Origin of the sequence: Serratia sp. FGI94 (assembly GCF_000330865.1) — a bacterium.
GTDB lineage: Bacteria > Pseudomonadota > Gammaproteobacteria > Enterobacterales > Enterobacteriaceae > Serratia_B > Serratia_B rubidaea.
On sequence record NC_020064.1, the window covers coordinates 1715729 to 1733523 of the forward strand.

The 17795-nt window shown below is 58.0% G+C and carries 13 protein-coding genes; 4 read left to right on the forward strand and 9 right to left on the reverse strand.

Annotation, left to right across the window (positions count from 1 at the left end; genetic code table 11):
• Positions 1–9: 9 nt before the first annotated feature.
• From ldtD to D781_RS07860, 3 genes are all read left to right on the forward strand, one after another.
• Positions 10–1821, forward strand: a complete 1812-nt coding sequence (gene ldtD / locus D781_RS07850) for a L,D-transpeptidase (RefSeq protein ID WP_015671775.1) — start codon at positions 10–12, stop codon at positions 1819–1821.
• A gap of 185 nt (positions 1822–2006) precedes the next feature.
• Positions 2007–2555: a YcbK family protein gene (locus D781_RS07855; protein WP_015671776.1), complete on the forward strand. Its 549-nt coding sequence runs from the start codon at positions 2007–2009 to the stop codon at positions 2553–2555.
• A 65-nt stretch (positions 2556–2620) separates the two neighbouring features.
• On the forward strand, positions 2621–3268 hold the full coding sequence (locus D781_RS07860; protein ID WP_015671777.1) for an MBL fold metallo-hydrolase: 648 nt from the start codon (positions 2621–2623) through the stop codon (positions 3266–3268).
• Between the two features lie 75 nt (positions 3269–3343).
• On the opposite strand, the gene D781_RS07865 is transcribed toward D781_RS07860, so the two are convergent.
• The 5 genes from D781_RS07865 to D781_RS07885 all read right to left on the reverse strand — a co-directional run bounded on the left by D781_RS07865 (position 3344) and on the right by D781_RS07885 (position 10951).
• Positions 3344–4534, reverse strand: coding sequence for an amino acid aminotransferase (locus D781_RS07865; protein ID WP_015671778.1), 1191 nt, complete (start codon positions 4532–4534; stop codon positions 3344–3346).
• A 246-nt stretch (positions 4535–4780) separates the two neighbouring features.
• Positions 4781–5878, reverse strand: coding sequence for a porin OmpF (gene ompF, locus D781_RS07870; protein ID WP_015671779.1), 1098 nt, complete (start codon positions 5876–5878; stop codon positions 4781–4783).
• Positions 5879–6180: 302 nt separating this feature from the next.
• A complete protein-coding gene (gene asnS, locus D781_RS07875; protein ID WP_015671780.1) occupies positions 6181–7581 on the reverse strand; it encodes an asparagine--tRNA ligase in 1401 nt (466 codons plus the stop codon).
• A 205-nt stretch (positions 7582–7786) separates the two neighbouring features.
• On the reverse strand, positions 7787–8992 hold the full coding sequence (gene pncB, locus D781_RS07880) for a nicotinate phosphoribosyltransferase (RefSeq protein WP_015671781.1): 1206 nt from the start codon (positions 8990–8992) through the stop codon (positions 7787–7789).
• Positions 8993–9250: 258 nt separating this feature from the next.
• The gene (locus D781_RS07885) at positions 9251–10951 is read right to left on the reverse strand and encodes a GGDEF domain-containing protein (protein ID WP_015671782.1); all 1701 of its coding nucleotides are present in this window, start codon (positions 10949–10951) and stop codon (positions 9251–9253) included.
• Between the two features lie 422 nt (positions 10952–11373).
• Here D781_RS07885 and pepN point away from each other — a divergent pair, with 422 nt between their 5' ends.
• Positions 11374–13989: an aminopeptidase N gene (gene pepN / locus D781_RS07890; RefSeq protein WP_015671783.1), complete on the forward strand. Its 2616-nt coding sequence runs from the start codon at positions 11374–11376 to the stop codon at positions 13987–13989.
• Between the two features lie 79 nt (positions 13990–14068).
• Here pepN and ssuB read toward each other — a convergent pair whose 3' ends face one another.
• From ssuB to D781_RS07910, 4 genes are read right to left on the reverse strand one after another with little or no spacing between them, the layout of a single operon-like run.
• Positions 14069–14842, reverse strand: a complete 774-nt coding sequence (gene ssuB / locus D781_RS07895; protein ID WP_015671784.1) for an aliphatic sulfonates ABC transporter ATP-binding protein — start codon at positions 14840–14842, stop codon at positions 14069–14071.
• The gene (gene ssuC / locus D781_RS07900) at positions 14839–15633 is read right to left on the reverse strand and encodes an aliphatic sulfonate ABC transporter permease SsuC (RefSeq protein ID WP_015671785.1); all 795 of its coding nucleotides are present in this window, start codon (positions 15631–15633) and stop codon (positions 14839–14841) included. Before ssuC ends, ssuB begins: the two co-directional genes overlap by 4 nt.
• A 10-nt stretch (positions 15634–15643) precedes the next feature.
• Positions 15644–16792: an FMNH2-dependent alkanesulfonate monooxygenase gene (gene ssuD, locus D781_RS07905; RefSeq protein ID WP_015671786.1), complete on the reverse strand. Its 1149-nt coding sequence runs from the start codon at positions 16790–16792 to the stop codon at positions 15644–15646.
• 16 nt (positions 16793–16808) lie between these two features.
• Complete coding sequence (locus tag D781_RS07910) at positions 16809–17777, reverse strand: sulfonate ABC transporter substrate-binding protein (RefSeq protein WP_015671787.1); 969 nt, start codon at positions 17775–17777, stop codon at positions 16809–16811.
• Positions 17778–17795: the final 18 nt, after the last annotated feature.

Here is a 17795-nt window from a genome sequence, read left to right on the forward strand (position 1 = left end):
GGGGCAGGGATGTTGCTTAGAGAAAGTAACAAGGTTCGACGTCTGGCGCTGAGCTGCGCTATCGCATGTGGTCTCGCTGCGTCGTTACCTGTATGGGCAACGACGCCTGGAGTGTCCGCCGGCTCCTCAGCGACGACGGTGGCGCAAAGCCGCGCCGAGCTGATGTCGGCGCTGCCGCAGGGCGTTACGCCGCACTACCTTGCCACGCTGGCTCCGCTGTACGCGGCCAACCGTATGCAACCGATGTGGCAGGACCGTGAAACGGTGCAGCAGTTCCAGCAGCAGCTGGCCGAGCTGGCTATTTCCGGTGTTCAGCCGCAGTTTAATCAGTGGGTGAAGCAGCTGACCGACCCGGCAATCAGCGACATGGGGCGCGACATCGTGCTGTCGGATGCGATGCTGGGCTACCTGCAGTTTGTCTCCTCCATCAGCGCCAACGGCAATAATTGGCTATACAGCAATATCCCTTATAAATTGGCGACGCCGCCGGCCACCGTGATTAATCAGTGGCAGCTGGCGGTGCGTCAGAGTAAAACGCTGCCCTATATTGAATCGCTGGCGCCGCAGCATCCGCAATACGCAAAAATGCATCAGGCGCTGCGCGACCTGCTGACCGACAGCCGCCCTTGGCCGCGCCTGGCCAGCGGCCCGACGCTGCGTCCGGGACAGACCAGCAGCGATATTCCCGCGCTGCGTGAGATTCTGCAGCGCACTGGCATGTTGTCCGCCAGCGATGCCGGCATGCAGCAGAGTCAGGAGCCGGCGATGGTGAATAGCAACGCGCCGGTGGTGGATGATGATCAGTCGGTCGATGAAGAAAAGCTGCGTGAGAACCGTGCTGCGGTGGTCAGCCCGTCGTCGGCGTCGGTGACGTCGGAAGAGGGGGGCATGCTGCAGTCTGCCGCGAGCGGCGATAACCTGTACAGCGACGATCTGGTTGAAGGCGTCAAGCGCTTCCAAAAATGGCAGGGGCTGAGTGCGGACGGCCTGATCGGCGTACGTACGCGCGAGTGGCTGAATGTGTCGCCGCAAACCCGCGCTGCGTTGCTGGCGCTGAATATTCAGCGCTTGCGCATTCTGCCGGGGCGGGTGAATAACGGCATTATGGTGAATATTCCCAACTACTCGCTGGTTTATTACCGCGATGGTAATGAAGTGCTGTCGTCACGGGTGATTGTCGGCCGCCCAAGCCGTAAAACGCCGTTGATGAGCAGCGCGCTGAATAACGTGGTGGTTAATCCGCCGTGGAACGTGCCGACGACGCTGGTGCGTGAAGATATTGTGCCGAAGGCAATGCGCGATATTAATTATTTCCAGAAACACGGCTATACGCTTTTGTCTGGCTGGAGCAACGATGCGCAGGTGATTGATCCGTCAACGATTGACTGGAGTTCTATTTCCGCCCGTAATTTCCCGTATCGCATCCGTCAGGCGCCGGGAGCAACCAACTCGCTGGGGCGTTTTAAATTTAATATGCCAAGCTCGGATGCTATTTATCTGCATGATACGCCGAACCACAGCCTGTTCAAAAAAGATATTCGTGCGCTCAGTTCCGGTTGCGTACGGGTAAATAAAGCGTCCGTCTTAGCCAATATGCTGTTGCAGGATGCCGGTTGGAACGACAGCCGTGTTTCCTCCACCCTGAAGCAGGGGAATACTACTTTCGTGAATGTACGTGGGCGTATTCCGGTTAAATTGTATTATTTAACGGCGTGGGTTGCCGATGACGGACAGCCACAATTCCGTACAGATATTTACAATTATGATAATACCGTGCGATCGGGCGCACAAATTTTGGCCCGGGCGGAGAAATTGCTGTAATAAATGCAGCATTTTTAAATAAATAACGGTCAGACTATTTGGACCAGACGCAGGCGCTCGTTCCCAGAGCGCCTGCAGGCCGCGCCGCATCATGGGTTGACTCAGGCGGCGCAGGCGGTTAAGGTTCAGGCAGTGCGCTTTTTTGTGCATATTTTTTTGATATTCTTGCCGGGTCTGATAGAAACATGGACAAAATTGATCTTCACCGCCGTAAATGGCTGGCGTTGGGTGGCGCCGCGATGGGCATGGCTTTACTTCCGGGTCAAGCATTTTCCAGCCTTTCTACTTCTCGTCCTCGTATTCTTGTAGTAAATAACCTGCATACAGGCGAATCACTGAAAGCCGAATTCTTTGACGGTAAAAATTATAATAAAGAAGAATTGGTGCGTTTAAATCATTTGTTCCGCGATTTTCGCGCGAATAAAGTGAAATCGATCGATCCTCAGCTGTTTGATCATCTTTATCGTTTGCAGGGGATGCTGGGCACCACCAAGCCGGTACAGCTGATTTCCGGCTACCGCTCGCTGGGAACGAACAACGATCTGCGCGCGCGCAGCCGTGGCGTTGCCAAGCACAGCTACCATACCAAAGGCCAGGCGATGGACTTCCATATCGAAGGCATTCAGCTGAGCAATATCCGCAAGGCGGCGTTGAAAATGCGCGCCGGCGGCGTAGGTTATTATCCGCGTAGCAATTTTGTTCACATCGATACCGGGCCGGTGCGTACCTGGTAATCGCTGTGCCTCTGGGTTGAGAGAGCGCCGGCCGTAAGGTCCGGCGCCGTTGTCGTTGGAGCGTTATGAAATACCAAATTATTCCCGTCACGGCGTTTAGCCAAAATTGTACGCTGATCTGGTGCGAGCAGAGCGGGCAGGCCGCGCTGGTGGATCCCGGCGGTGAGGCGGCAAAGCTAAAGGCGGCGGTGCAGGATGCGGGCGTGCAGCTGACGAAAATCTTGCTGACGCATGGGCATCTTGACCACGTCGGCGCGGCGGCGGAGCTGGCGGAACACTATCAGGTGCCGATTATCGGGCCGGACAAAGAGGATGCGTTCTGGCTCGACGGCCTGCCGGCGCAAAGCCGGATGTTCGGGCTGGAGGAGTGCGCGCCGTTAACCCCGACCCAGTGGCTGGCCGAAGGCGACAGCGTGCAGGTGGGCGAGATGACGCTGAACGTGCTGCACTGTCCGGGGCATACGCCGGGACACATAGTGTTTATCAACGATAAAGCGCGCCTGGCGCTGGTTGGCGACGTGCTGTTCAACGGCGGAGTGGGGCGCAGCGATTTCCCGCGCGGCGATCATCAGGCGCTGATTGCCTCCATTCGCAACAAACTCCTGCCGTTGGGCGATGATATGGGCTTTATTCCGGGGCATGGACCGATGTCGACCTTCGGTCATGAACGGCAGACCAACCCGTTCTTGCGTGAGCAGCCTGAAGCGTGGTAAATAGCCGTATTTTCCGGCGAAAAGAACAGCAAAAGGGGCGCAGCGCGCCCCTTTATTACATCTGATGAGTGTGGCTTATAGCACGGCGACGATGGCTTCGCACAGCGGTGCCATGTTGTCCGGCGTCATGCCCGCGACGTTAACGCGGCCGGAGTTGACCGCGTAAACGCCAAACTCTTCACGCAGACGCAGCACCTGCTCTTTGGTCAGGCCGCTGAACGAGAACATGCCGTTCTGGTTGATAATAAAGCTGAAGTCCTGCTGTGCGCCTTTTTCCTGCAGGGTATTCACAAACAGCTGACGCATGCGGTGGATGCGCTGACGCATATCGGCCAGCTCTTGCTCCCAGATCGCACGCAGCGCATCGTTGCTCAGGATGGTGGCAACGACGGCCGCACCGTGTGACGGCGGGTTGGAGTAGTTGGCGCGGATCGCCGCTTTAACCTGGCTGAAGGCGCGGTCTGCGGTTTCGGCGTCGGCCGCCACTACGGTGCAGGCGCCGACGCGCTCGTTGTACAGGCCGAAGTTTTTCGAGTAGGAGCTGGCGACGATCAGTTCCTGATGCTTGGCGGCAAAAATACGCAGGCCCTGTGCATCTTCTTCCAGACCTTTGGCGAAGCCCTGGTAGGCGAAATCAAACAGCGGCAGCCAGCCTTTGCTGACCGACAGCTCGGCCAACTGGCTCCACTGCTCCGGCGTCGGGTCGATGCCGGTCGGGTTGTGGCAGCAGCCATGGAACACGATAACATCACCGGCCTGCGCCTGTTGCAGGCTGTTCAGCAGCCCGTCGAAGTCCAGCGCGTGGTTGGCGGCGTCATAGTAGTTATATTCCACCACTTCCAGACCGGCGGCGGCGAAGACGTTTTTATGGTTCGGCCAGCTTGGGTTGCTGACCCAAACGCGCTTGGCGTCAGTCTGATTGGCGATAAAGTCGGCGGCTACGCGCAGGGCACCGGTACCACCAGGCGTTTGCGCGGTGCGCGCACGCTTGTCGGTGATGATAGGGCTGTTTTTGCCGAACAGCAGTTCTTGGGTGCAGCTGGCAAATGCAGGGATCCCCTCAATACCGAGGTAGTTTTTGGTGGTCTCATTTTCCAGCAGGTATTGCTCCGCTTTTTTCACACTGGTCAGCACCGGCGTTTTGCCGGTTTCGTCTTTGTAGACGCCGATACCCAGGTTGATTTTGTTCGGACGGGCGTCCGCGCGGAAAATGTCGGTCAGACCCAGAATCGGATCGGCAGGTGCAGCAGCGATTTTTTCAAACATGTCAGATGGTTCCATAGCTTAGCATTAAGCGGACAGAGGCATCAGGGTAGCGCCAGTTGTGCGCTTTGCCAACCGTTTGCGAGAAAAACACATCGAACTTGTGAGGAAGGCAGATTCAGCACAAAAAATGACGGTAAAGGGGCGGCAGGCAGCATAAAAAGCTGACGATAGGGAAAAACAAAAACAGGGCCGAAGCCCTGTTTTTCAACGGTGCCGGTGGTTGATAGCCGGCAGGTGAAGCAACAATTAGAACTGGTAAACCAAACCAACGGCAACGATGTCGTCGGTGTTCAGGCCCAGTGGGTTGTTGTCGTTCAGCTGGTTGATTTTGTAATCAACGTAGGTGGACATGTTTTTGTTGAAGTAGTAAGTCGCACCGACATCAACGTATTTGATCAGGTCAGCATCGCCGATGCCTTCGATGTCCTTGCCTTTAGACTGTACGTAGGCGATGGACGGACGCAGGCCGAAGTCGAATTGGTACTGAGCAACCAGTTCGAAGTTTTGCGCTTTGTTAGCGAAGCCGGTGGTGCCGTAGTTGAGGCTGCCGGCTTTATCGTTTTTGATGTAGGTGGCGTTACGGGTTTCACCGTACATTGCCGCCAGGTAGACGTTGTTGGCGTCGTATTTCACTGCGGCAGCCCACTGCTCGGCGCGGCCTTCGCCACGGGCGTAACCTGCGTTGGTCTGACGGTCGGTACGGTCAGAAGACGCGTATGCGGCGGAGAAGCCTACGCCAACCGGCAGCTCATAAGTGGTGGAGATACCCCAGCCGTCGCCGTTAGAACGTTTGATATCTTCACGGTCGTTTTTGCCCTGGTACTGCAGGCCGAAGTTCAGGCCGTCAACCAGACCAAAGAAGTCGTTGTTGCGGTAGGTCAGCAGACCGGTAGAACGGCCAACCATAAAGTTGTCGCTGCCGGCAGAGTCGCCGCCGAATTCAGGCAGCATATCGGTCCAACCCATTGGGTCGTAAACGATGCCGTAGTTACGGCCGTAGTCCAGAGAGCCGTACTCGGCGAATTTCAGACCGGCGAAGCCCAGACGGGTCTTGTTGCCGTTTTGCGCGTCGTCGCCGCCTTCGCTGTTGTTGGCTTGGATGTTGTATTCCCACTGGCCGTAACCGGTCAGTTGGTCATTGATCTGGGTTTCACCTTTGAAGCCGAAGCGGACATAAGACTGGTCGCCATCATCGCTTTTGCTATCGGAGAAGTAGTGCAGGCCGTCAACTTTACCGTACAGATCCAGCTTGTTGCCGTCTTTATTATAGATTTCCGCTGCGTTTGCTGCACCAGCAGCCAGCAGCGCAGGAATTACCACTGCAAGAATGTTGCGCTTCATCATTATTACCCTCATTGGTGTTATTCGGACACCTTTGCCACTGCCGCCAATAATTCTTTAGGGAACTATTGTTGATAGATTGGTGTCGTCCTGTGTCTGAACGCAGTGTTCCATTCAGCGCAGGGTTAATCTAGGGTTAAGATGCTACTAATGTCGTAAAAACGTTTCACAAAGAAAATATGTGTAACTAAATATTAATGAAACGGAACTTTGTGAGCTTCGTCAAGAATAAAAAATGCGAAAGGCCAGCAGAGCTGGCCTTTGTTTTGTAACAAAATGGTAGTGAGTTTGTTTAGCGTTGCTAATTAAAAGCTTGCGTTACGCGGAGTGCGTGGGAACGGAATTACATCACGCACGTTTTGTACACCGGTCACATAGGCGATTAAACGCTCAAATCCGAGGCCAAAGCCGGAGTGTGGCACGGTGCCGTAACGACGCAGGTCGCGGTACCACCAGTAGTCTTCTTTATTCAGCCCCATTTCCGCCAGGCGCTGATCCAGCACGTCGAGACGCTCTTCACGCTGAGAACCGCCGATGATCTCGCCGATGCCCGGCGCCAGCACGTCCATGGCGGCAACGGTTTTGCCGTCGTCGTTCATGCGCATATAGAACGCCTTGATGTCTTTCGGATAGTTCTTGACGACGACCGGCGCCTTGAAGTGTTTCTCCGCCAGATAACGCTCATGCTCAGAAGACAGATCGATACCCCAGGACACCGGGTTCTCGAAGGTCTGACCGGAAGCCAGCAGGATATCTATGGCATCGGTGTAGTCCACCTGGGCGAAGTCGGAAGAGACAAAGCGTTTCAGACGTTCAACGGCGTCTTTATCTACGCGCTCGGCAAAGAACTGCAGATCGTCGGCGCGCTCATCCAGCACCGCCTGGAACACATATTTCAGCATGCTTTCGGCCAGCGCCGCGGAATCATCCAGCGTCGCGAAGGCGACTTCCGGCTCAATCATCCAGAACTCCGCAAGGTGGCGGCTGGTGTTGGAATTTTCCGCCCGGAATGTCGGGCCGAAGGTGTAAACTTTTGATAACGCACAGGCGTAAGTTTCACCGTTCAACTGGCCGGACACGGTCAGGAACGCTTCCTTGCCGAAGAAGTCTTCGCTGAAGTCGACCGCGCCTTTATCGTCGCGCGGCAGGTTTTCCAGATCCAGCGTGGACACGCGGAACATTTCGCCGGCGCCTTCGGTATCGGACGCGGTGATCAGCGGGGTGGAAACCCAGAAGTAGCCGTTTTCATGGAAGAAGCGGTGGATCGCCTGCGCCAGCGTATGACGCACGCGCGCCACGGCGCCGATCAGGTTGGTGCGCGGACGCAGGTGCGCCACTTCACGCAGGTATTCGATGCTGTGACGCTTGGCGGCCATCGGATAGGTATCCGGATCGTCGACCCAGCCGACCACGTTGATTTCAGTCGCCTGCAGCTCAAAACTCTGGCCTTCGCCAGGTGAGGCAACGACTTTGCCGGTCACTTCAACCGAGCAGCCGGTGGTCAGGTGCAGCACTTCATCCTGATAATTCGGCAGAGAATTATTAACGACGGCCTGTAACGGATTAAAGCAGGAGCCGTCATAAACGGCGAGGAAGGAGATACCAGCTTTAGAATCTCTTCGGGTACGCACCCAGCCGCGCACGGTGACTTCACTGTCAACCGCAGCACGCCCTTGCAGCACGTCGCATACAGGCACTACGCTCATAAATTTCTCTCTTAAATTGATTTGATAAAGAAATAGCTTACAACCCAAGACAATGGGGGTCTTGCTATGTTACTTGCCGCGGTGCAGAGCACAAGCAGAAATCGCCAGATTGGCGCAACATTTCTGTCTTGCCGTGGCGAGTTAGGGCGGGAAGGGTAATAAAGAAGAGAAAAGCCGGCTGAAAACTCACCCGGCTTGCCGACGCTTAGCTGGCTTTTTTCACCAGCGGCAGGTCAAACGCCTTGCGCAACGCTTTGACAAACGCCTGGTCCTGGCAGATGGTTTTTCCCGGGCTGTCGGAGAGTTTCGCCACCGGTTTGCCTTTGCACTCCACCAGTTTGATCACAATATTCAGCGGCTTGACGCCGGGGATATCGCAGGTCAGGCGCGTGCCGATGCCGAAGACCAGATTAATGCGGCGATCGAAACGGCGGTACAGCGCCAGCGCTTTCTCCAGATCGAGGTTATCGGAGAACACCAGCGTCTTGCTCATCGGGTCGATGCCCAGCGTCTGGTAGTGGGCGATGGCTTTTTCGCCCCATTCGAACGGGTCGCCGGAATCATGGCGCAGCCCCTGATAGCGTTCGGCGAACTGCAGGCCGAAATCACGCAGGAAGGCGTCCATGGTAATGCAGTCGGTCAGGGCGATGCCGAGCTGATCCGGGTACTCATCCAGCCAGGCCTGCAGGGCGGCGCGCTGACTGCTGGCCAGCACCGGGCTGATCTGCTGGTGCGCCTGGAACCATTCATGCGCCTGGGTGCCGACCGGCGTCAGCCCCAGCTGGTGGGCCAGATCGTAGTTGCTGGTGCCGACCAGATAAGGAAACTCCTGCTGCAGCGTGCTGACGATCGCCTGTTGCACCGGCTGCGAGAAGCGGCGGCGGGTGCCGAAGTCCATCAGCTTGAAGCGCGAAATATCGATATCCTGCGTCAGTTGCCGGAACTGCGCCAGTTTGCTGCGCAGCTGCGCGACCGCCATCGCGGGCGTGACCTCCGGTGAGCGGTGGCGATGCACCACCTCGCTGATGACCGCCAGCAGCGGCACTTCCCACATGATCACTTCACGCCACGGTCCGGCGATGCGGATCTGCAGTCTGCCATCCTGATTGTCGATGGCGACCTGCTGCGGGTTATAACGGAAATCGCGCAGCCAGTTAAGGTAATCCTGCCGAAAGAAAGGCAGACCGGAGAGATACTGATATTCAGCCTCGGTCAGCGCCAACTGTCCCATCAGCGCGACCTGCGCGCGGATTTCGTCGGCGTACTCGCCCAGCAGCTCGTCGCCGCGGCAACGGAACTCTGCCGCGACGTCGATCGCGGGATAGCGATGGAACACTGCCTGCTGCATATGAAGCTTGTAAGCGTCGGTATCCAGCAGTGATGTCAAAATCGGGGAAGCGTATTGAGTCATAGCGCGTTACAGCATCCTCGTCAGGGCGCGTCTCCAAAATCCGGGTAATCATAAAAAGATGGGGGAGTATACCCGGATTATCCTGTTATTGAAGCGTCATCACACCATAAATCGGGGGAACGGGTCGAGGATTAAACGTGCGCTTATGCGCCGCCGCGGCGCGGCGCTGAAATGAAAAGGCGGATAAACCAAGAAAAGTGAATCACTTAGTCTAATTAGCGATAAAAATTATAAGGTTAATTATTTTAAACAGCGCTTTTAGCGGCAGCTTGAACCGTCGTTGACCGCCACCCGATCCTTACCGTTTTTCTTGCAGAAGTAGAGTGCCTCATCGGCCAGTTTAATGGCGGTTTGCAGCTGACGCGGGGACGTCACCGCGGCGATGCCGCAGCTGATGGTATAACGCACCGGCTGTCCGTCGGGAACCGGTAACTGCAGCCGCTGAACCTTATGACGCAGCTTCTCCAGCGCCATTCTGGCGTCCGGCAGCGCGCAGTGGTGCAGCAGAATGGCGAACTCCTCGCCGCCGTAACGGCAAAAGATGTCCTCGGCGCGGAAGGCGTGGCGTAGCAGATCGGCAAAGGCTACCAGGGCCAGGTCGCCGATATTGTGGCCGTAGGTGTCGTTAAGCGCCTTGAAGTTATCGATATCGATCAGGCAGAAGGCCAGCGGGTAGCTGGCGGCAGGCAACTGTTCGGCGTCACGGAAGAAACGGCGACGGTTGTAAATGTTGGTGAGCGGGTCGAGATAGGAGGATGCCTCCAACTCGGTAATCAGCGAATGTTTCTCCTGCTCCAGCCGCACCTTTTCCAAATGATACTGTTTGAGCTGATTGATGGCGTCGGTGATGGCAATCAACTCCTGGCTGTAAAACACCTCCGGCGCATCGATCGTCATATCGCCGTGCGAAAGGCGTTGAATATTGCTTTGCGTTTTGGTCAGCCAACGGCTGATGCTGGAACAGAAAATCAGGGACGGCATCAGCAGAAACAGGGCGAGCAGCCAGGCAAAAGCAAACAGGCCGTTAATCGCCGTCTGGCTCTGGTACATTTGCTTGTGGCATTTGGCGATCTCCAGCTCAAAGCTGCGCTGGAAAAGTTGTTGCGACAGCCGGTCCATCACTTTGACATAGGCGTAAATGCGGGTGGCGTCGAACGCTTTGCCATGGGCCATCGAATCGTACAGCTCGCCGGCCAGGCCGTCGGTTTGCCGCGGGGACAGATTTTCCAGCAGTTGGTTGATAATGCGGCTGATTTGCGGGTCGCGATAAACCATTTCCATAAACAGCAGGCGTGAACTCAGCACGTTCAGCACGCCGGTCAACTGGATGGTTTTGAGGTAGGACTCTTTGTCATTCTGGCCGTTGAGCTTAATATCCACCAGCTGATCGATAATCTCGGTGAGGGTGATATTAAGCTGGTTATTCAGGCGGATCGACTCGAGGAATAAAAAGGCGTCGGCATTCAGAATTCGGCTTTCATAGGTGTAGCTGTAATAATCCATGCTGGATTGGGTGATGTAATACGCACTGTTGATATTGAATAAATTACGGATGGCATTATTCATCGGTGCCAGTTGCTGCGTATCGTTATCCAGCATTTTCTCCAGCAGGTTAAGCATGGAGCGAATGTCGATTTTTTGCTGGGTGGTTAAGTGTTGCAGGGCGTCCGAGTTGACGTGGCGGCGTATCTGCCGAATGTTGTTACGCGTTTCCCGTTCGCTTTCCTGCCAGAGCGCAGGTTTCAGCTCCGGGTTAACCAGGCTCAGGCGCTTTACCGTATGCAGCCGCAGGCTATTTTGAAACGCCGAGGACACGTCTTTCGAGTGTTGGGTCTTATTCAGGTTCCAGGCGCTGTCGTTATATTGCTTTTTGGCTTCCGCCCACTCATCGCAAATTGCAATAGTGAACGAGGCGGCTAATAAAAAGGTAAAAAAATAAATAAGGTATTTAACTTTCATAACAACCGCGCGTCCTCATGCCTGAAGCCGGAATGATACCACCGCCGTGGCGCGTAGGTTTAACCATCTTAATGATCGACGTCAGGAAATAATACAAGTAAATAATCAGCCGGCGAGGTTGGCACAATGATGACCTGCAGGTTGGCGGGTTTGTCTGGATAAATTGCTGCTCATTGTTGCTTTATTGGCATATCGTGCTGTTTTTGCCTTTACGTGCCCTGTGGTCGCTGAACAATGGCAGGCAGAGGATGATCCGCAGCGCATTTCTCTGCTGCGGATGCGGTGGTCTCTGGGTTTTTTCCGTGGCTGTGATACAGTTTATTTACAATCCGGGTCGCGGCGGCGCTGAGCGCCAGTGCGCCGTGCCGTGCAGGACATCGCGGCCCGTTATCCGTTACTCACTGAGACGTCAAAGGGTTTGTATGACACAACAGCCACAGGCGAAATATCGCCATGATTATCGCGCGCCGGATTACACCATCACCGACATTGATTTGGATTTTGATCTGCACGCCGACACGACGCGCGTCACCGCCGTCAGCAAAGTGAAACGTCAGGGCGCCGCCGGCGCACCGCTGGTGCTGGACGGTGAGGATGTGACGCTGGTGAGTCTGCAGATTGACGGTCAGCCCTGGGAGGCGTACCGCCAACAGGATAACCAGCTGATCATTGATGGTTTGCCGGAACAATTTACTGTCACCATCGTCAACGATATTCATCCGGCGCAGAACAGCGCGCTGGAGGGTTTGTACCTGTCCGGTGAGGCGCTGTGCACCCAGTGTGAGGCGGAAGGCTTCCGTCATATTACCTACTATCTGGACCGTCCGGACGTGCTGGCGCGCTTCACGACCCGCATCACGGCGGATAAACAGCGTTATCCGTTCCTGCTGTCCAACGGCAACCGCATTGCCGAAGGCGAACTGGACGACGGCCGTCACTGGGTGCAGTGGCAGGATCCGTTCCCGAAGCCGAGCTATCTGTTTGCGCTGGTCGCCGGTGATTTCGACGTGCTGCGCGACAGCTTTGTGACCCGCTCAGGGCGCAAAGTGGCGCTGGAACTGTTTGTTGACCGCGGCAACCTGGATCGCGCCGACTGGGCGATGACCTCGCTGAAGAATTCGATGAAATGGGATGAAACCCGCTTCGGCCTGGAGTATGACCTCGACATCTATATGATCGTCGCGGTGGACTTCTTTAATATGGGCGCGATGGAAAACAAAGGGTTAAATATCTTTAACTCCAAATACGTGCTGGCTAAGGCGGAAACCGCGACCGACAAGGATTACCTGAATATTGAAGCGGTGATCGGGCATGAGTATTTCCATAACTGGACCGGCAACCGCGTCACCTGTCGCGACTGGTTCCAGCTCAGCCTGAAAGAGGGCCTGACGGTGTTCCGCGACCAGGAGTTCAGCTCGGATCTGGGGTCGCGCGCGGTTAACCGTATTGATAATGTCCGCGTGATGCGCGGCGCGCAGTTTGCGGAAGACGCCAGCCCGATGGCGCACGCGATTCGTCCGGACAAAGTGATCGAAATGAACAACTTCTACACCCTGACGGTGTATGAGAAGGGTTCTGAAGTGATCCGCATGATGCATACGCTGCTGGGCGAGGAGAACTTCCAGAAGGGGATCCAGCTCTATTTTGAACGCCATGACGGCAGCGCGGCGACCTGTGACGACTTTGTGCAGGCGATGGAAGATGCTTCCAATGTCGATCTGTCCCTGTTCCGCCGCTGGTACAGCCAGTCCGGCACGCCGGTGCTGACGGTGCGCGATGATTATGACGCCGAGCAGCAGCAGTACCGCCTGCAGGTCAGCCAGCATACCGCGCCGACCGCCGATCAGCCGCAGAAACAGCCGCTGCATATCCCGCTGGATATTGAACTGTACGATTCGGAAGGCAACGTGATTGCGCTGCAGAAGGACGGCCTGCCGGTTAATAACGTGCTGAACGTGACCGAAGCGGAGCAGACCTTTATTTTTGACGGCGTTGCGCAGCGCCCGGTGCCGTCACTGCTGCGTGAGTTCTCCGCACCGGTGAAGCTGGACTATCCGTACAGCGACGGGCAACTGACCTTCCTGATGCAGCACGCGCGCAACGACTTTGCCCGCTGGGATGCCGCGCAAAGCCTGCTGGCGACCTACATCAAGCTGAACGTCGCCAAGCACCAGCAGAAACAGCCGCTGTCGCTGCCGCTGCACGTGGTGGATGCGTTCCGGGCGGTCTTGCTGGATGAAAAACTGGATCCGGCCCTGGCCGCGCAGATCCTGACGCTGCCGACGGAAAATGAGATGGCCGAACTGTTTGCCGAAATCGATCCGGAAGCGATCGCCGCGGTGCACGACGCAATCACCCGCTGTCTGGCGCAGGAAATGGCCGACGAGTGGCTGGCGGTATACCGCGCCAACCGCACTGACGGCTACCGCGTTGAACATGGCGATATCGCCAAACGCGCACTGCGTAATACCTGCCTGCACTATCTGGCCTTCGGCGATGCGCAGCAGGCCGATACGCTGGTGGCTGAGCAGTTCCGCCAGGCGGATAATATGACCGACTCGTTGGCGGCGCTGGCGGCGGCGGTGGCCGCACAGCTGCCTTGCCGCGATGCACTGATGACGGCGTTCGACGAGCGCTGGCATCAGGACGGACTGGTGATGGACAAGTGGTTTGTGCTGCAGGCCACCAGCCCGGCGGCCGACGTGCTGAACACGGTGCGCGGTTTGCTGCAGCATCGCTCATTCAGCCTGAGCAACCCGAACCGCACCCGTTCGCTGGTGGGGGCGTTTGCCTCGGCGAACCCGTCGGCGTTCCATGCGCCTGACGGCAGCGGTTACCAGTTCCTGGCGGAGATCCTCAGCGATCTCAACACGCGCAACCCGCAGGTGGCGGCGCGCCTGATTGAACCGCTGATCCGTCTGAAGCGCTATGACGCCGGCCGTCAGGCGCTGATGCGTAAAGCGCTGGAGCAACTGAAGGGGCTGGAGAATCTGTCCGGCGATCTGTTTGAGAAGATTAGCAAGGCGTTAGCGGCCTGATCCACATACGCTGTTTTTGCCTGATATGATAAAAAACGCCCGATGTGTTCATCGGGCGTTTTTTTTAGCGTCAGGGGAATCAGTTCGCCACCTGGCGCGCCGGTTCCGCGGTTGCAGCCGGCGACAGCACCCGTTCCAGGATCTGTGCCTCCAGTTCGGCCAGCCTGGCCGAGCCTTTGCGGCGCGGCCGCGGCAGGTCGATCGCCATATCCAGGCCGATGCGTCCCTGCTCAATCAGTATCACGCGGTCCGCCAGGGCGATCGCTTCGCTGACGTCGTGGGTAACCAGCAGTACGGTAAAGCCATGCTGTTGCCACAGGTTTTCAATCAGCCCCTGCATATCGATGCGCGTCAGCGCATCCAACGCGCCCAGCGGTTCGTCCAGCAGCAGCAGACGCGGCCGGTGGATCAGCGCGCGCGCCAGAGCGACCCGCTGCTTCTGGCCGCCGGACAGCGCCGCCGGCCATTCGTCGGCCCGCTCCTCCAGGCCGACCGCCGCCAGTGCCTGACGCGCCGCGTCACGCCAGTCGCCGCGCAGACCCAGGCCGACGTTATCAATCACCTTTTTCCACGGTAGCAGGCGCGCATCCTGAAACATCAGCCGGGTGTCTTCTTTCACGCTGCTTAATGGCGCGCTGCCGCTGAGCAACGCGCCGCTGCTGGCGTTTTCCAGCCCGGCCAGCAGGCGCAGCAGGGTGCTTTTGCCGCAGCCGCTGCGGCCGACCACGGCGACAAACTGGCCGGAGGTAATACGTAGCTGCAGATTATCCAGCACCGTGCGGTTGCCGTAGCGCTTAGCGATGGACTCCAGGGTGACGGGCGTCCCCTGGGGAATACGGGTCGGAGTCGTCATGATGCTTCCCCTTGTTTCAGTTGATAAGCCGGGTGCCAGCGCAGCCACAGGCGTTCCAGCCACTGTGCGCTGACGTCCGCCAGTTTGCCGAGCAGGGCGTAGAGCACGATGGCCACCACCACAATGTCGGTTTGCAGAAATTCGCGGGCGTTCATCGCCAGATAGCCGATGCCGGAATTGGCCGAAATGGTTTCGGCGACGATCAGCGTCAGCCACATCAGCCCCAGTGCAAAGCGCACGCCGACCATGATGGAAGGCAGCGCGCCGGGCAGCACCACCTGGGTAAACAGGCGGAAACCGCTCAGGCCATAGCTGCGCGCCATTTCCAGCAGCCCGCGGTCGATATTTTTGATGCCGTGATAGGTATTGAGATAAATCGGGAACAGGGTGCCGAGCGCCACCAGGAAGATTTTGGCCGATTCATCAATGCCGAACCACAGGATCACCAGCGGGATCAGCGCCAGATGCGGAATGTTGCGCAGCATCTGCACCGAGCTGTCCAGCAGGCGTTCACCCCAGCGGGACAGGCCGCTGATCAGGCCCAGCAGCAAGCCAAGGCTGCCGCCGATGCCAAAACCGATCAGCGCGCGCCAGCTGCTGATGGTGAGGTGCTGCCAAAGTTCACCGCTTTGCGTCAGCGTCCAGAACGCCGTCGCAACGGCGCTGGGGGCCGGCAAAATGCGGCTGGAGAGCCAGCCGGCCTCAACGGCGATCTGCCAGAAAACCAGCAGGGCGATCGGCAGGATCCAGGGCGCTAAACGGTGCAGCAGGCGCTGTGTGCGATGGCTCATAACTGGCTCCTTAGCTTTGCGACGCCCGCTGCGGCGCATAGATATTGGCGATGACTTCCCCCTGAGGCGCGACCGGACGCAGCGGCGTCGGCGCGGCGTGTTGCGCGACATCCAGATGAGGGAACAGCAGTTCACCAACGCGATAGGCCTCTTCCAGATGCGGGTAGCCGGAAAGAATAAAGGTGTCGATGCCTAAATCGGCGTACTCCCGGATGCGTTGCGCCACCGTCGGGCCGTCGCCCACCAGCGCGGTGCCGGCGCCGCCGCGCACCAGGCCGACGCCCGCCCATAGATTAGGGCTGATCTCGAGGTTATCTTTCTTGCCGCCGTGCAGCGCCGCCATGCGCTGCTGGCCGACCGAATCAAAGCGGGCGAACGCCTGCTGCGCGTCGGCGATAGTTTTATCGTCCAGATTGGCAATCAGGCGGTCGGCGGCGCGCCAGGCTTCGTCGTTGGTTTCACGCACGATCACGTGCAGCCGGATGCCGAAGCGCACCTTACGGCCCTTGGCGGCGGCTTTGGCGCGTACTTCGTCCAGCTTCTGTTTCACCTGCGCCGGCGGCTCGCCCCAGGTCAGATACAGCTCTACCTGGTCGGCGGCCAGATCCTGCGCGGCGGCCGACGAGCCGCCGAAGTAGAGTGGCGGCCGCGGCTGCTGAACCGGCGGGAACAGCAGTTTGGCGCCTTTGACCTGAATATGCTTACCGCTGAAATCGACGGTTTCCCCTTCCAGCACCCGGCGCCAGACGTGGGTAAACTCCGCCGAGGCTTCATAGCGCTCTTCATGGTTAAGGTGCAGCCCTTCGGCTGCCAGTTCGTCCGGGTCGCCGCCGGTGACCAGATTAAACAGCGCGCGGCCATTGGAGAGACGATCCAGCGTTGCCGCCTGCCGCGCCGCCAGCGTCGGGGAGATAATGCCGGGGCGCAGCGCCACCAGGAATTTCAGCCGCTGCGTAACGGGGATCAGGGATGCGGCCACCAGCCAGGAGTCTTCGCAGGAGCGTCCGGTCGGGATCAGCACGCCGCCGAATCCCAGGCGGTCGGCCGCCTGCGCAATTTGTTGCAGATAGCCGTGATCGACGCTGCGTGCCCCTTCGCTCGATCCCAGATAGTGACCGTCGCCGTGGGTGGGTAAGAACCAAAAGATATTCAGGCTCATAATAAGTTCTCCTCAATTATTGGGCGCTGGGCTGCCAGACGCGTTGGGAAATATCCAGCTTCACCGGCACCAGATGATTGGCGTAGAACAGATCGGCGGTTTGCTGCTGGGCTTTGATGGTGTCGGCGCTGAGCGGCGTAATGGTGGTGACCGGCCGGTGATCCAGGTAGGCGGCGATCACCGGCTGCGGCAGGCCGATGGTTTTGGCCAGCAGGGCGATGCTCTGCTCGCGGTCGCTGCGGGACAGCGCGTCAGCCTGCGTCAGCACCTTCAGCACCTGTTGAATAAACGCGCCGTTGGCCTCGGTATACGGCCGGGCGGCCAGATAAAACGAACCGGTCTGGTTGAGCTTGCTGCCGTCGCTCAGCACCCGTACGCCGCCCTGCAGCAGCGCCGCCGAGTAGTAGGGATCCCAAATCGCCCAGGCGTCGACGTTGCCCTGCTGGAAGGCGGCGCGGGCGTCGGCCGGGGTCAGATACACCGGCTTGATGTCGGTAAATTTCAGGCCGGCCTGCTGCAGGGCGCGCAGCAGCAGATTGTGCGAACTGGAGCCTTTCTGGAAGGCGACCTTGTGTCCCTTCAGCTCGGCAACGTCATGGATCGGGCTGTTTTCCGGCACCAGAATCACTTCCGCCTTGGGCTTGGGCGGCTCTACGCCGACGTACAGCAAATCGGCGCCGGCGGCCTGGGCAAAGATCGGCGGAATATCACCGGTGCTGCCGACATCAATACTGCCGACGTTCAGCGCCTCCAGCATCTGCGGCCCGGCGGGGAATTCGGTCCAGCTGATTTTGGTCTGCGGGAAACGCTGTTCCAGCAGACGATGACTTTTCGCCAGCACCAGACTGACGGAGCCTTTTTGGTAGCCGATGCGCAGCTGCTGAGGGCCGGGATCGGCCGCGGCGCCGTGGGCAGCGCCCAGCGTCAGAGCGGCCGTCAGCGATGCGGTCTGCAGCCAGCGGCGCCAGGAAGAGAGTCGCGTCATCATTATTTCCTTATCGGT